The organism is Delftia sp. HK171 (genome assembly GCF_001886655.1).
GTDB classification, from domain to species: Bacteria; Pseudomonadota; Gammaproteobacteria; order Burkholderiales; family Burkholderiaceae_C; genus Comamonas; species Comamonas acidovorans.
Genome location: NZ_CP018101.1, coordinates 1,521,311 through 1,535,450, shown reverse-complemented (window position 1 = coordinate 1,535,450; position 14,140 = coordinate 1,521,311). Strand labels below are relative to the sequence as shown.

12 protein-coding genes are annotated in these 14,140 nt (G+C 68.3%); 4 read left to right on the top strand and 8 right to left on the bottom strand.

The window, feature by feature from the left end:
* Positions 1-14: 14 nt before the first annotated feature.
* A complete protein-coding gene (locus BO996_RS06945; RefSeq protein WP_156897929.1) occupies positions 15-1,907 on the top strand; it encodes a S9 family peptidase in 1,893 nt (630 codons plus the stop codon).
* Positions 1,908-1,951: 44 nt separating this feature from the next.
* Here the strand turns inward: BO996_RS06945 and BO996_RS06940 are convergent, their stop codons facing one another.
* On the bottom strand, positions 1,952-3,778 hold the full coding sequence (locus BO996_RS06940; protein ID WP_071957045.1) for an ABCB family ABC transporter ATP-binding protein/permease: 1,827 nt from the start codon (positions 3,776-3,778) through the stop codon (positions 1,952-1,954).
* Positions 3,779-3,819: 41 nt separating this feature from the next.
* Here BO996_RS06940 and BO996_RS06935 point away from each other — a divergent pair, with 41 nt between their 5' ends.
* Positions 3,820-4,296: an acyl-CoA thioesterase gene (locus BO996_RS06935; RefSeq protein ID WP_012203278.1), complete on the top strand. Its 477-nt coding sequence runs from the start codon at positions 3,820-3,822 to the stop codon at positions 4,294-4,296.
* A 74-nt stretch (positions 4,297-4,370) separates the two neighbouring features.
* On the opposite strand, the gene BO996_RS06930 is transcribed toward BO996_RS06935, so the two are convergent.
* Complete coding sequence (locus BO996_RS06930; RefSeq protein WP_012203277.1) at positions 4,371-5,036, bottom strand: bactofilin family protein; 666 nt, start codon at positions 5,034-5,036, stop codon at positions 4,371-4,373.
* Between the two features lie 218 nt (positions 5,037-5,254).
* Here BO996_RS06930 and BO996_RS06925 point away from each other — a divergent pair, with 218 nt between their 5' ends.
* Together BO996_RS06925 and BO996_RS06920 are read left to right on the top strand one after the other, a co-directional pair.
* A complete protein-coding gene (locus BO996_RS06925) occupies positions 5,255-5,722 on the top strand; it encodes a MarR family winged helix-turn-helix transcriptional regulator (RefSeq protein WP_013804191.1) in 468 nt (155 codons plus the stop codon).
* On the top strand, positions 5,719-7,098 hold the full coding sequence (locus BO996_RS06920; protein ID WP_071954360.1) for an MATE family efflux transporter: 1,380 nt from the start codon (positions 5,719-5,721) through the stop codon (positions 7,096-7,098). Before BO996_RS06925 ends, BO996_RS06920 begins: the two co-directional genes overlap by 4 nt.
* A gap of 40 nt (positions 7,099-7,138) precedes the next feature.
* Here the strand turns inward: BO996_RS06920 and BO996_RS06915 are convergent, their stop codons facing one another.
* The 6 genes from BO996_RS06915 to BO996_RS06890 all read right to left on the bottom strand — a co-directional run bounded on the left by BO996_RS06915 (position 7,139) and on the right by BO996_RS06890 (position 14,106).
* Entirely contained in the window at positions 7,139-7,630 is a 492-nt protein-coding gene (locus tag BO996_RS06915) for a thioesterase family protein (protein WP_071954359.1), read from the bottom strand.
* A complete protein-coding gene (locus BO996_RS06910) occupies positions 7,624-8,418 on the bottom strand; it encodes an enoyl-CoA hydratase (protein WP_013804194.1) in 795 nt (264 codons plus the stop codon). The genes BO996_RS06915 and BO996_RS06910 overlap by 7 nt, the downstream gene beginning before the upstream one ends.
* Before the next feature lie 16 nt (positions 8,419-8,434).
* The gene (locus BO996_RS06905) at positions 8,435-9,265 is read right to left on the bottom strand and encodes an acyl-CoA thioesterase (protein ID WP_034365068.1); all 831 of its coding nucleotides are present in this window, start codon (positions 9,263-9,265) and stop codon (positions 8,435-8,437) included.
* 37 nt (positions 9,266-9,302) lie between these two features.
* Positions 9,303-10,205 (bottom strand): alpha/beta hydrolase family protein, encoded by a 903-nt coding sequence (locus BO996_RS06900; protein ID WP_016451807.1) that lies wholly within the window; start codon positions 10,203-10,205, stop codon positions 9,303-9,305.
* 163 nt (positions 10,206-10,368) lie between these two features.
* On the bottom strand, positions 10,369-11,565 hold the full coding sequence (locus BO996_RS06895) for an acetyl-CoA C-acyltransferase (RefSeq protein ID WP_061287125.1): 1,197 nt from the start codon (positions 11,563-11,565) through the stop codon (positions 10,369-10,371).
* 138 nt (positions 11,566-11,703) lie between these two features.
* Complete coding sequence (locus BO996_RS06890) at positions 11,704-14,106, bottom strand: 3-hydroxyacyl-CoA dehydrogenase/enoyl-CoA hydratase family protein (RefSeq protein WP_071954358.1); 2,403 nt, start codon at positions 14,104-14,106, stop codon at positions 11,704-11,706.
* Positions 14,107-14,140 lie beyond the last annotated feature (34 nt).

Genomic DNA, 14,140 nt, shown 5'->3' with positions numbered 1-14,140 from the left:
CCCGACACCCCGCCATGGCCGCCCACATCCTCAACCTGGCACGGGATGCCAGCGCCGATGCGCAGGCTCCGCAGGCCTATCCGATCAAGGACTTCTTCCGCAATCCGGAGCGCGGCTTCTTCCGCCTGGCCGATGACGGAAGCATGCTGGGCTTCATGCAGCCCGTCAGCGTGGATGGCCATCCGGCGCGCATGAACATCCATGTGCAGGCGCTGGAGGGCAGCACCCCTGTGGGCGAGCCGCGCCGCATCACGGCCGAGACCGAGCGCGACATCAGCAACTTCTTCTGGAAGGGCTCGGACGTGGTGCTCTACCAGAAGGACTTCGGCGGCGACGAGAACTTCCACGTGCTGGCGGTCAACGCGCGCAGCGGCGAAGCCACCGACCTGACGCCCTGGGACGGCGTGCGCGCCAGCATCGAGGACGACCTGGAAGACGACCCCGACCATGTGCTGATCAGCCACAACCAGCGCGATGCCGAGGTCTTCGACGTGTACCGCGTGAACGTGCACACGGGCGCGGCGCAACTGGTGGCGCAGAACCCCGGCAACATCGTCGGCTGGCAGACCGACCATGCGGGCCGCGTGCGGGCCGCCGTGGCCAGCGACGGCCTGAACAGCGCCCTGCTCTACCGCGACGACGAGGCCGGCGAGTTCCAGCCCCTGATCACCACCGACTACCGCACCAGCGTCAGCCCGGCCTTCTTCACCTTCGATGACCGCAGGCTCTACGCCCTGTCCAACCGGGGCCGCGACAAGCTGGCCCTGGTGGTCATCGACCCGGCCCGGCCCGACGAGGAAGAGGAAATCTTCGTGCCCGAAGAAGTCGATCTGGGCGCGGCGGCCTATTCGCGCAAGCGCCGCGTGCTGACCCTGGCCGCCTACCAGACCGACAAGCCGCAGTACCGCTTCTTCGATGCCGAGACCGAAGCCCTGTACGGCCGGCTGGCCGCGCAGCTGCCGGGCTACGACTTCGCCATCCAGGGCGCCAACCGCGCCGAGGACAAGTTCATCGTCGCCGCCTTCAACGACCGCACGCCGGGCGCGCGCTATATCTACGACGCGGCCGCCGATGCGCTGACCAAGCTGGCCGACATCAACCCGGCCATTCCCGAGTCCGCCATGTCGCGCGTGCAGCCCGTCAGCTACACCAGCCGCGACGGCCTGACCATCCACGGCTACCTGACCCTGCCGGCCGGCCGCGAGCCCAGGAACCTGGCCTGCATCATCAACCCGCACGGCGGCCCCTGGGCCCGCGACGGCTGGGGCTACAACCCCGAGGTGCAGTTCCTCGCCAACCGGGGCTTTTGCGTGCTGCAGGTGAACTTCCGGGGCTCCACGGGCTATGGCCGCGCGTTCTGGGAAGCGGGATTCGGCCAGTGGGGCCTGAAGATGCAGGACGACATCACGGACGGCGTGCACTGGCTGATCGACCAGGGCATTGCCGACCCTGCGCGCATCGGCATCTACGGCGGCAGCTATGGCGGCTATGCCACGTTGGCCGGCGTGGCCTTCACGCCCGACCTGTATGCGGCGGCCGTGGACTATGTGGGCGTGTCCAACCTGTTCACCTTCATGAAGACCATTCCGCCCTACTGGAAGCCGCTGCTGGACCAGATGCACGCCATGGTGGGCGATCCCGAGCGCGACAGGGAGCGCCTGGCCGCCACCTCGCCAGCCCTGCATGTGGACCGCATCAAGGCGCCGCTGTTCATCGCCCAGGGCGCGCGCGATCCGCGCGTGAACAAGGACGAGAGCGACCAGGTGGTGAAGGCGCTGCGCGAGCACGGCGTCGAGGTGCAGTACATGGTCAAGGACAACGAGGGCCACGGCTTTCACAACGACGAGAACAAGTTCGAGTTCTACGAGGCCATGGAGCAGTTCCTGGTCACGCACCTCAAGCCCTGAAGCCGTCCAGGCGCCAGGCCACCCGGCCGCCCGGTCGCCCCGCGCTACAGCACGGCGGGCTCCCCGCTTTGCTGCAGCGCCCACATGTCCGCATAGCGCCCGCCCGCCGCGACCAGCTGGGCGTGGGTGCCGCGCTCGACGATGCGGCCCGCATCCATGACCAGGATCTCGTGCGCATCGACCACGGTGGACAGGCGGTGGGCAATCACCAGCGCCGTCTTGTTGCGCGCGGCGCTTTGCAGCTCGGCCTGGATGGCGCGCTCGTTGGCCGAGTCCAGCGCCGAGGTCGCCTCGTCAAAGATCAGGATGGGCGGGTCCTTGAGCAGGGTGCGCGCAATCGCCACCCGCTGCTTTTCGCCGCCCGACAGCTTGAGGCCGCGCTCGCCCACGCGCGTGGCATAGCCCTGGGGCGTGGCCTCGATGAAGTCGTGGATGCGCGCGGCGCGCGCGGCCGCCACCACTTGGTCCCGGCTGGCGCCGGGGCGGCCGTAGGCGATGTTGTATTCCACCGTGTCGTTGAACAGCACCGTGTCCTGCGGCACGATGCCCACGGCGCCCCGCACGCTGTCCTGGGTCAGCTCGCGCAGGTCGCGCCCGGCGATGCGCACATGGCCGGACTGCACGTCGTAGAAGCGGAAGATCAGCCGCGCCAGCGTGCTCTTGCCCGAGCCCGAAGGGCCGACCACGGCCACGGTCTTGCCGGCCGGAATGGTGAAGCTCACGTCCTTGAGGATGGGCCGCTCGGGGTCATAGGCAAAGTCCACATGCTCGAAGCGCAGCTCGGGCGGTGCGCCGTCGGCCGGCAGAGGCCGGGCGCCGGGCGCGTCGGCCACCTCGCGCTCCTTGTCCATGAGGGTGAACATGCGCTCCAGGTCGGTCAGGCTCTGCTTGATCTCGCGGTAGATCACACCCAGAAAGCCCAGCGGGATGTAGAGCTGGATCATGAATGCGTTGACCATGACCAGGTCGCCCAGCGACAGCCGCCCGTCCACCACGCCCTGCGTGGCGCGCCAGAGGATGGCGACCAGGGCCGTGGCGATGATCAGCTGCTGCCCGCAGTTGAGCATGCTCAGCGTGGTCTGGCTCTTGAGGCGCACGCGGCGCAGCGCCTCCAGGTTCTCGTCATAGCGCCGCGCCTCGAAGCCCTCGTTGCCGAAGTACTTGACGGTCTCGTAGTTCAGCAGCGAGTCGATGGCCTTGGTGTGCGCCGCCGACTCCTGGGCATTGGCCTCGCGCCGAAAGCGCGTGCGCCACTCGGTCACCGTGACGGTGAACGTGATGTAGAACACCAGCGCCGCCAGCGTGATGACCGCGAACCAGATGTCGAAGCGCAGCGCCAGGATGCCCAGCACCAGCGCCATCTCGATGAAGGTGGGCAGGATGCTGTAGAGCGAATACGAGATCAGCGACTCGGTGCTGCGCACGCCGCGCTCGATGTCGCGCGTCATGCCGCCGGTCTGGCGCTCCAGGTGAAAGCGCAGGCTCAGCGCATGCAGGTGCTCGAAGGTGGACAGCGCAATCGCCCGCGAGGCGCCCTGCGTGGCCTTGGCAAAGACCAGGTCGCGCAGCTCGGTGAACAGCGAACTGGAAAAGCGCAGCAGCCCGTAGGCCAGCAGCAGGGCCACGGGCACGACGAGCACCGCGCGGGCATCGCCGGCCTTCAGATCCAGCGCATCGACCAGGTGCTTGAGCAGCACGGGCACGCCCACGTTGGCGAGCTTGGCCCCGATCATGAAGCCCAGCGCCGCCAGCACGCGCCACTTGTATTGCCACAGGTAGGGCAGCAGGCGCCGCAGCGCGTTCCAGTCCCGCGACGGTGCCGGGGTTGGGACTAAGGGTAAATCCGTAGGGGAAGCGCTCTCGCGTCGCATGAAAGACAATTCTCGGTTGTTATATTGACCCGATTGTGCCCATGCCACCCCGCCCCGACCTCCCGCCCCATCCCTTGCCCGCAGACAAGGAGCTGGTTCTCAAGGTCATTCCCATGCCCGCCGATGTCAACGCCAATGGCGACATCTTCGGCGGCTGGGTCATGGCGCAGGTCGACCTGGCGGGCTCGGTGCTGCCATCGCGCCTGGGCCAGAGCCGCATGGTCACCGTGGCCGTGAACGAGTTCATCTTCAAGCAGCCCGTGCGCGTGGGCGACATCCTGTCGTTCTACTCCAGCGTGCAGCGCGTGGGCCGCACCTCGGTCACGGTGGATGTCGAGGTCTATGCCGAGCGCTTTGCCGACCAGGGCCGCTTCGTCAAGGTGACCGAAGCCCTGCTGACCTACGTGGCCATCGACGGCCAGGGCAAGCCCCAGTCGCTGCCGGACAACGACCAGGTGCGTTCCTGGCGCGCAGCGGCCGAGCGCAATGCAGAACGAAAGCAGCAGCAGGCCGGCTGAACCCGCCCACCTCTGCAGCCATGAAAAAAGCGACCTTCGCAGGTCGCTTTTTCATTTCCGGCAGCAGAGATGGCTCATGCCAGCGACGGCGTGACGCGCGGCTGCAGCGAAGCCGCTGCGGTGGCCGCAGCCAGGGCAGCGGAACTGCTGGCGGCGCTGTCGCTGGAGACGGCCGACGAGGAAGAGGACAGGCTGGAGGCGCTGGACGCCACGGCCGAACCCGAAGATGAACGCGGCGAGGAACCGGCCTCGATCTGGCCTGTGAGCTCGCCACCCTCTTCGATCACCACCTTGCCGTAGCGGATCTTGCCGCTGACCTTGCCCGTGCCGTAGATGACCAGCTTCTCGCGCACGGTCAGCGTGCCGTCGAACACGCCATGGATCTCGGCGATATCGATCTCGGCCGTGCCATGGAAGGCGCCCTGCTCGGCGATCTGGATCACGCGCGAGTCCATGGTGGCCTCCACCGTGCCTTCGACCACCAGCGTGTCGCAATCGGTGATCTCCACGCCCTTGAGCTTGATGTTGGGGCCCACGGTGAGCTTGCTGCCCGGAGAGTCCTGCGACACAGGCGAGGCCTGGCGCTGGGTGGATGCCGGGCTGCTCACGCTGGAGCTGGGCATGACGGCTCCCGAAGGGCTGCCGCCCGTGCTGGCGGCGCCTGTGCCGCTGCCCAGGGTGTTGCGGGAGGTGAAAGCATCGTTGTCGCGCTTGCCAAAGAACGGGTTCTGAACAGCCATGGGTGGGTCTCCTTCGGAAAAATCCGATGCTACGCACACGAACTGGCAACAAATGCCGGCATCTCGCAAGAACGGTAACGAGATGGTTCTCCCGTTTCATGTGCTTGCAAGCCTTTCTCGATCACACACCGCGCATGCGCAGGTCGCGCAGCGGACATGCGCAAATCAATAGGTGCATCTACACTTATTTCCATTCCAGGCAACCTGCCCCTCGCCCCATGACCTCCTCCACCTCAAGCGCCGCCAGTCCGGTCTGCACCTGCTTCATGGTGCGCAGCCTGTCGCGCAAGATCTCGCAGCTCTATGACGACACGCTGGCGCCCAGCGGCCTGCGCGGCACGCAGTTCAGCCTGCTGGTGCAGGCACGCAATGCGCCCGACGGCCCGCCCACGGTCTCGGCCCTGGCCGAGCAGTTGCACACCGACCGCACGACAATGACGCGCAACCTGCGCACGCTGCAGCAGGCCGGCTTCATCGACCTGGTTCCCGGCGCGGATGCGCGCAGCCGCTGCGTGGTGGTCACGCCCGAAGGCCGCGCCCGCATCCGCGAGGCTGCCGCCCTGTGGCGCCAGGCCCAGCAGCGCGTGCGCGAGCTGTGCGGCAGCGAGCAGATCGGCGCGCTGGAAAGCCTGGTGCTGGGCATGCTGCCCGTGCTGGAAACCGCCACGCAGGAGAGCGCGGAATGAGCGCCGCCCTGCCCTCCGCAGCCCCTGGCGCTGCGGCCAGTGGGTCCGCGCATCCGTTGGTCAGCGGCCCCATCGCCTCCACCCTGATGCGCCTGGCCGTGCCCAACATGGTGGCGCTGAGCATGTCGGTGCTGGTCGCCGTGGCCGAGACCTACTACGTGGGGCAGCTGGGAACCGTATCGCTGGCGGCCATGGCCCTGGTGTTTCCGCTGGCCATGCTCACGCAGATGATGAGCAACGGTGCCATGGGCAGCGGCGTGTCCTCGGCCATCAGCCGCGCGCTGGGCGCGGGCGACGGCGCGCGTGCCTCGGCACTAGCCCTGCACGCCATCGTGATCGGAGCCATCGCGGGGCTGCTGTACTCGCTCATCTTCGTGCTCTGCGGCGCCACCTTCTACGGCTGGCTGGGCGGGCGCGGCGAGGTGCTGGCGGCGGCCACGGGCTTTGGCGCCGTGCTGTTCAGCGGCGCCATCCTGGTGTGGCTGTGCAATACGCTGGCCTCGGTGGTGCGGGGCACGGGCAATATGCGCATGCCGTCGGCCGTGATCTTTGCGGCCTCGCTGGTGCAGATCGTGGTGGGCGGCACGCTGGGGCTGGGCCTGGGGCCCATGCCGCGCTGGGGCATGCCGGGCGTGGCCGTGGGCAACATCGTGGCCATGGTGCTGGCCGTGGCGGCCTTTCTGGCCTACCTGCAGTGGGGCCAGCAGCGCCTGCAGCTGGACTGGCGCACGCCGCGCCTGGCCTGGCCCATGTTCCGCGACATCCTGCGCGTGGGCGCCCTGGCCTGCCTGTCCCCCGTGCAAACGGCGCTGGCCGCGCTGCTGCTGACAGGCATGGTCGCCCGCCTGGGCCCGCTGGCCCTGGCCGGCTACGGCATAGGCCAGCGGCTGGAGTTCCTGCTGATCCCCATGGCCTTCGGCGTGGGCATGGCCGCCGTGCCCATGGTGGGCATGGCCATGGGCGCCGGCCAGGTCGCCCGCGCGCGCCGCGTGGCCTGGTCGGGCGGCGCCATGGCCGCCGCCCTGCTGGGCGTGCTGGGGCTGGTGGTCATGGTCTGGCCGCAGCTGTGGTCAGGCATCTTCACCGGCGACCCGGCCGTGCGCGCCTACGCCGACCTCTACCTGCGCACCGTGGGCCCGGCCTTCGGGCTGTTCGGCCTGGGACTGGTGCTGTACTTCGCCTCCCTGGGCGCAGGCCGCGTCTGGGCTCCCGTGCTGGCCGGCACGGTGCGCCTGCTGATCGTGGTGGTGGGCGGCGGCTGGCTCATGTCCAGCGGCCTGGGCAGCGCCCAGTCGCTGTTCATCCTCGTGGCCGTGGCCATGGCCGCCTATGGCGCAGGCACGGCCTGGGCCGTGTGGCGCGCGCGCTGGGGGTGAAGAGACGCAAAAAGAAGGCCCGCAGTCAGCGGGCCATGCTTCAAGAAACGATGTACGCCGCCGTCCCCGTGGACAGCAAGCTGCCATCGGCCCCCAGGAATTCCATGCGCGTATTGGCCACGCGCGAGCCGAGCCGCAGCACCTCGGCGCGCAGGATGAATTCGCTGCCTATGCCGGGGCGCAGGTAGTCCACGCGCAGGTCGATGGTGCCCAGGCGCGAGAAGCGATGCAGGCGCTGCAGCGGCGCATCTTCCATGTGCTTGGCACCGATGGCCGCCATGACGGCCAGGCCGCCCATGGAGTCCAGGCCGGCGCTGATCACGCCGCCGTGGATGCGCTGGTAGGCGGCGTGGCCTATGAGCTCGGGCCGCATGGTGATGCGGCCTTCAACCCGCTCGGGCAGCACTTCGGTGATGCGCAGGCCCAGCACCTGGTTGAAGGCGATCTGGCGCTCGAACACTTCGCGCAGCCCGGCGATGAACTCGGGCTCGAATTGCACGGGCGCCTCGGAGGCCTTCGTGGATTTCAGCACTGGCTGAAGTCCGGCTTGCGCTTCTCCATGAACGCGGTGAACGCCTCCTTGGCAGCAGGCCCGCCCATCAGCTTGCCGAAGCTCGCTCCCTCCTCGGCCATGCGCTCGCGCACCAGGCCGGACTGGCCGGCCTTCATGAGGCGCTTGGTCTCGATCAGGGCCGACAGCGGCTTGGCCGCCAGCTTCCTGGCCTGGGCCTGAGCCAGTGCATTGCATTCGCTGGGCGGCACGACGCGGTTGACCAGGCCCACTTCCAGTGCGGCTTCAGCCAGGAAGGGCTCGCCCAGCAGCAGGGCCTCGGCCGCGCGGTGGTAGCCGAGCATCTGGGGCAGCAGCAGGCTGGAGGCCGCTTCGGGGCACAGGCCCAGGTTCACGAAGGGCAGCGAGAAGGCCGCGTTGTCGCCCGCATAGACCAAGTCGCAGTGCAGCAGCAAGGTAGTGCCGATACCCACGGCCGGGCCGCAGACGGCGGCGATCACGGGCTTGGGAAAGGCGGCGATGTTGTGCAGGAAGCGCCAGACGGGGCGCTGCTCGCCCTCCGGCCTGGCGGCGCCGCCGGCCGACTGCTTGAGGAAGTCGGCAATGTCGTTGCCCGCGCTGAAGATGGCCATGTCGCCCTGGAAGACCACGCAGCGCACGGCGGCGTCTTCGCCGGCCTGGGCCAGCGCATCGGCCATGCTGGCGTACATGGCCTCGGTAATGGAGTTCTTCTTGTCTGCGCGGTTGAAGGTGATGGTGCAGACACCGGCTTCGGTGTGCACGAGGATGTCCTGGGTGGTTTCGCTCATGATGGTCTTGCCTTGCTTATTCCTTGAAATACACGATCTGGTGGCTGCTCGCCAGCATCACGCCGGCCTCGCTCCACAGCTGGGCGCTCTGGTCGAAGAAGCCGTTGCGAAATTCCTGGCCGCGCGCCTGGGCCAGCAGGTGGCCCGTGCCTGCGGCGGCCAGTTCCTCACGCCCCGCATGGAAGTAGACGGTGATGGACACCGTGCCCGCCGGGGTGCGCTGTGCGCGGCGCAGCCACACGCGCGGGAAGAATACGTCAGCCAGGCCGGCCAGCGCGCAAAAATCCAGTGCGCGCGGCGGCTCGTCGCGCACCCACAGGCGCGTGAGGCTGTCGGTCTCGCGGCCATCCCAGGTCTGGGGAATGATGCCGTCGAGAAAGCGCATGTCGTAGCGGTTGAGCCATTCCACGCCGCCCAGCGGCGGCACGCGCGGCACGGCGGCAGGCGACGGCACCTCGGGCATGGCCAGGTCGGTACCGCCCCAGGTGCTGCGCCGCACGGCCGTGACGGCCGTGGCCGTGGTGACGACCTGGGCATCACCATCCTGGTCGGGCTGGGTGATGGTCAGCAGCCAGTGCTGGGTGGAGCGGTTGGTGCGAACGGGGCGGGCCTCGATGTCGAAGCGCCCCGCGCCCAGCGCAGCTGCGTAGTTGACGGTGATGGACAGCGGATCGCCCAGGCACAGCGGATGCTGCTGGATGGCCTGCACCAGCGCGGCGGCGGTGATGCCGCCGTACGGGCCCACCATGTTCCAGTAGTCCTGCGTGGTCTGGCCCTGGTAGTGGCCAACGGCGCCGGTGGGCGTGAGCGCCACGGCCTGGTCGAGAGGATGGATGTCTGTGCTCATGGCAAACGAGTGTGATGGCAAGCGTCGCCCGCGTCCGTCAAGCCGGCGACTCTGCGGGTGAGGGAAAGCGCGGGTGGGCCGCGGCGGCCGGCGCCTTGGTCCAGCCCGAGAACACGTCCACGGCCCGGCCCCAGAGCGCGTCGCGCATATCGGCGCGGAAGAAGCCGAAATGCCCTATGCGCCGCAACTGCAGCGCCTTGGGCTCGATGCGCTCGATGCGGCTGGGGGCATTGGCGTAGAGCGCGAACAGGTGCTCGGTGCCGCGCCAGGTCATGAGTTCGTCGTCGCTCATGGACAGCGCCATCACCGGAAAGCGCACGGCGGCGTAGCTGCGCGCGGCGGCCTCGCCCTCGGCACCCACGCTGTAGCGCGGATTCAGGCACCAGCGGCGCCACTGCAGCATGACGCCGGCCGGCAGGTCGCCCACCTTGCGCAGGCGCCGGCCCGGAAAGTAGCCGCACAGGCGCGTGGCCACGGGCACCAGCACATGCCAGAAATAGGGAACCATGCGCTTGAGGCGGGGCGCATTGTCGCGCCAGTAGCCGCTGCCGGCCGCAATGCTCAAAAGGCCGTCCACCAGCTGCGGGGAGCGCAGCAGGCCCGGCAGCTGGGCGCCCAGGCTGTGGCCGATCAGGAACAGCGGCTGGTCCGGCAACTGCGCCTTGGCATGGGCGATGACTGCCTCGTAGTCGCGCGCCCAGTCGCACAGGTCGGCACGCACCTGGCGCAAAGAGCCTTGCAGGGAATCGCCATGGCCCCGGTAGTCAAAGCTGGTCACCCGATAGCCCTGGCCCGCAAGCCAGGTGGCAAAGGCCTCGTAGAAGGCCTGGCGCACCCCCATGGCCCCGCCGATCACCACGCTGGCGCGTGGCGGGCCAGCGGGCGTGTAGACGCGCAGCGCCAGCGTGGCGCCATCGCTGCTGAGTTGGTGTTGTTCCATGGCTGTCTCCTGGTCGGTGCCGCAATGTGCTGACACCAAGTCAAAAACCGGCGCGGCCCCACGCCAGAGACACCAAGGAAGGGCCGCCCCGCACCGAGGGTGTCGTCCCCCTCCCTCGCGCAGCGAGTAGAGAGGGGGAAGCGGCAAAGCCGCTCAGGGGGTGCTACATCCTCTCGAAGATGCCGGCGGCGCCCTGGCCCATTCCGACGCACATCGTCACCATGCCGTAGCGCAATTGCTTGCGGCGCAGCGCATGCACCACGGTGGCCGAGCGGATGGCGCCCGTGGCGCCCAGCGGGTGGCCCAGGGCAATCGCGCCGCCCATGGGGTTGACCTTGGCGGGGTCCAGGCCCAGCGTGTTGACCACGGCCAGCGACTGGGCGGCAAAGGCTTCGTTAAGTTCGAACCAGTCGATGTCGTCCTGCTTGAGGCCCGCATAGCGCAGCGCGGCCGGGATGGCTTCGATGGGGCCGATGCCCATGATGGCCGGCGGCACGCCCTTGCTGGCATAGCTCACGAAGCGTGCCAGCGGCGTGAGACCGAAGCGCTGCACGGCGGCGCCGCTGGCCAGGATCAGCGCGCCTGCGCCATCGCTGGTCTGCGAGCTGTTGCCAGCCGTCACCGAGCCGCGCGCCGCGAACACGGTGCGCAGCTTGCCCAGGCCTTCCAGGCTGGTGTCGGGGCGTGCGCCCTCGTCCAGCTCCACGGTGCGCGTGCGCACCACGGGTTCGCCCTTGGCCAGGTCCAGGCTCCGGTCGGTGACCTCGATGGGCGTGATCTCGTCCTTGAACTCGCCGGCCTGCTGCGCGGCCAGGGCACGGCGGTGCGACTCCAGCGCAAAGGCGTCCTGCGCATCGCGCGAGACCTTCCACTGCTGGGCCACCTTCTCGGCCGTCAGGCCCATGCCGTAGGCAATGCCCACGTCGCCATCGCGCTCGAAGATGGATGGCGACAGCGAGGGCGCGTTGCCCATCATGGGCACCATGCTCATGCTCTCGACGCCGGCCGCGATCATCACGTCGGCCTCGCCCACGCGGATGCGGTCCGCCGCCATGGCCACGGCCGACAGGCCCGAGGCGCAGAAGCGGTTCACGGTGATGCCGCCCACGCTGGTGGGCAGGCCCGCCAGCACGGCGCTGATGCGCGCCACGTTCAGGCCCTGCTGGGCCTCGGGGATGGCGCAGCCGCAGATGATGTCCTCGATGGCAGCCGGGTCCAGCCCCGGCACCTGGGCCAGCGCGGCCTTCAGCGTGGTCGCCAGCAGGTCGTCGGGACGGTAGTTGCGGAAAAAGCCCTTGTGCGACTTGCCGATGGGCGTGCGCGTGGCGGCGACGATGTAGGCGTCTTGGATTTGTTTCATGGAGATTGCTCCTAGATCTCAGTTATTCGCGGCCCGCAACGCAGGCATGTCCCAAGTCAGGGACAGCGAGCAAGGGCCGCCCCGCCGCGAGGCTGTCGTCCCCCTGGGGGAAGGCGCGAAGCGACTCAGGGGGGCATATCAATTCCGGACGGGCTTGCCGGTGTTCAGCATTCCGAGAATGCGTTCATGGGTCTTCGGATGGCCGATCAGGTGGCAGAACGCCTTGCGTTCGAGCTTCATCAGATAGGCCTCGTCCACCAGGGTGCCCGCATCCACGTCGCCGCCGCAGACCACGTTGGCGATCAGGCTGGCCACATGCTGGTCGAACTCGCTGATGAAGCCGCCGTCACGCATGTTGACCAGCGAGCCCTTGATGGTGGCCACGCCGCTGCGTCCCGCCACGGGGAAGCTGCGCGGCAGCGGCGCGCGCCAGCCGCCTGCGGCCATGGACTTGGCCTCGTTGATGGCGACGAAGAGCAGTTCGTCCTTGTGCGGCACGATGAGGTCGCTGTCCAGCAGGTAGCCCAGCTTGCGCGACTCGATGGCACTGGTGCCCACCTTGGCCATGGCCGCGGCCGTGAAGCCTTCGGTCAGGAAGGGCAGCAGGTCCTTGCCCGTGCTGGTGGCGGCGTTCTCTGCCGCACGGCGCGCGATATAGGTCAGGCCGCCCGCGCCGGGCACCAGGCCCACGCCGACTTCCACCAGGCCGATGTAGCTTTCCATGTGCGCCACGCGGCGTGCGCTGTAGACGGCCAGCTCGCAGCCGCCGCCCAGCGCCATGCCATGGATGGCCGCAACCACGGGCACCTGGGCGTAGCGGATGCGCAGCATCAGGTTTTGCAGCTCCTGCTCCACGCTTTCGATGGCGTCGGCGCCGCCGATCACGAAGGCCGGCATGGTGGCTTCCAGGTCGGCGCCCACGCTGAACGGCGCATCGCCCGACCAGATGACCATGCCCTGGAAGTCGGCCTCGGCCACGTCCACGGCTTCCATCAGCGCTTCCATGACTTCGGGGCTGATGGCGTGCATCTTGTTCTTGATGCTGGCGATCAGGATCTGGCCGTCCAGCGTCCAGGTGCGCAGCGCCTTGGATTCGGCGATCGTGGTGCCGGCCGTCTTCCAGTCGGGCAGGCTGTCTTCGCCCAGCAGCTTCTCGGGGAAGATCTGGCGCTCGTAGACGGGCAGCACGCGGCGGGGCACGAACTGGCCCTTGGCAGGGCTCCACGAGCCCTGCGCCGTGTGCACGCCGCCAGCCTCGGCCACCGGGCCTTCGAAGACCCACTTGGGCAGGGGCGCCTTGCTCAATGCCTTGCCGGCATCGATGTCCTCCTGGACCATCTTCGCCACTTCCAGCCAGCCCGCTTCCTGCCACAGCTCGAACGGGCCCTGCTTCATGCCGAAGCCCCAGCGCATGGCCTGGTCCACGTCGCGGGCAGACTCCGCAATGCTCTCCAGGTGGATGGCCGCGTAGTGGAAGCTGTTGCGCAGGATGGCCCACAGGAAGCGGCCTTGCGCGCCCTCGGCATTGCGCAGCAGCTTCAGGCGCTCGGCCGCGGGCTTCTTGAGCATGCGGCCATAGACCTCGTCGGCCTTGCCGCCGGCGGGCACGTAGTCCTCGCTGTCCAGCTCGAACTGCAGGATGTCGCGGCCGACCTTCTTGTAGAAGCCCTTCTTCGCCTTCTGACCCAGGTTGCCCAGCTCGATCAGCTTGGCCAGCACGGGCGGCGTGCCGAAGCTGCCGTAGAAGGGATCGGTCTCGGCGTTGAGGTTGTCCTGCAGCGTCTTGATCACATGGGCCATGGTGTCCAGGCCCACCACGTCGGCCGTGCGGAAGGTGCCGCTGGATGCGCGGCCCAGCTTCTTGCCGGTGAGGTCATCGACCACGTCGAAGGTCAGTCCGAAGTTCTCGACCTCTTTCATCGTGGCCAGCATGCCGGCGATGCCGATGCGGTTGGCGATGAAGTTGGGCGTGTCCTTGGCGCGCACCACGCCCTTGCCCAGGCCGCTGGTGACGAAGGCTTCGAGCTGGTCCAGCACCACGGGCTGCGTGGTCGGCGTGGCGATCAGCTCCACCAGCGGCATGTAGCGCGGAGGGTTGAAGAAGTGGATGCCGCAAAAGCGCGGCTTGATCGCGTCGGGCAGCGCCTCGGACAGCTTGGTGATGGACAGGCCCGAGGTGTTGGACGCCACAATGGCGTGCTTGGCCACATGGGGCGCGATCTTGGTGTACAGATCGAGCTTCCAGTCCATGCGCTCGGCAATGGCCTCGATGATCAGGTCGCAGCCCTTGAGCAGCTTGAGGTGCTCCTCGTAGTTGGCGGGCTGGATCAGGTCCGCGTCCTCGGCCACGCCGATGGGCGAAGGCTTGAGCTTCTTGAGGTTGGCGATGGCGCGCTCGGCGATGCCGCTTTTCGGGCCTTCCTTGGCAGGCAGGTCGAACAGCACCACGGGCACCTTGACATTGACCAGATGGGCGGCGATCTGCGCTCCCATCACGCCAGCGCCGAGCACGGCGACTTTCTTCACATTGAATCGGGACATGGATGTTCCACAAGTGGGAGGAAGGAGGCCGCTG

What these genes read in the sequence shown, in the direction of transcription:
- BO996_RS06940 (WP_071957045.1), bottom strand. Translation starts at nt 3,778, where the DNA reads ATGCGACGCGAGAGCGCTTCCCCTACGGATTTACCCTTAGTCCCAACC.
- BO996_RS06890 (WP_071954358.1), bottom strand. Translation starts at nt 14,106, where the DNA reads ATGTCCCGATTCAATGTGAAGAAAGTCGCCGTGCTCGGCGCTGGCGTG.
- BO996_RS06945 (WP_156897929.1), top strand. Translation starts at nt 15, where the DNA reads ATGGCCGCCCACATCCTCAACCTGGCACGGGATGCCAGCGCCGATGCG.
- BO996_RS06905 (WP_034365068.1), bottom strand. Translation starts at nt 9,265, where the DNA reads ATGAGCACAGACATCCATCCTCTCGACCAGGCCGTGGCGCTCACGCCC.
- BO996_RS06900 (WP_016451807.1), bottom strand. Translation starts at nt 10,205, where the DNA reads ATGGAACAACACCAACTCAGCAGCGATGGCGCCACGCTGGCGCTGCGC.
- BO996_RS06910 (WP_013804194.1), bottom strand. Translation starts at nt 8,418, where the DNA reads ATGAGCGAAACCACCCAGGACATCCTCGTGCACACCGAAGCCGGTGTC.
- BO996_RS06895 (WP_061287125.1), bottom strand. Translation starts at nt 11,565, where the DNA reads ATGAAACAAATCCAAGACGCCTACATCGTCGCCGCCACGCGCACGCCC.
- BO996_RS06935 (WP_012203278.1), top strand. Translation starts at nt 3,820, where the DNA reads ATGCCACCCCGCCCCGACCTCCCGCCCCATCCCTTGCCCGCAGACAAG.
- BO996_RS06925 (WP_013804191.1), top strand. Translation starts at nt 5,255, where the DNA reads ATGACCTCCTCCACCTCAAGCGCCGCCAGTCCGGTCTGCACCTGCTTC.
- BO996_RS06920 (WP_071954360.1), top strand. Translation starts at nt 5,719, where the DNA reads ATGAGCGCCGCCCTGCCCTCCGCAGCCCCTGGCGCTGCGGCCAGTGGG.
- BO996_RS06930 (WP_012203277.1), bottom strand. Translation starts at nt 5,036, where the DNA reads ATGGCTGTTCAGAACCCGTTCTTTGGCAAGCGCGACAACGATGCTTTC.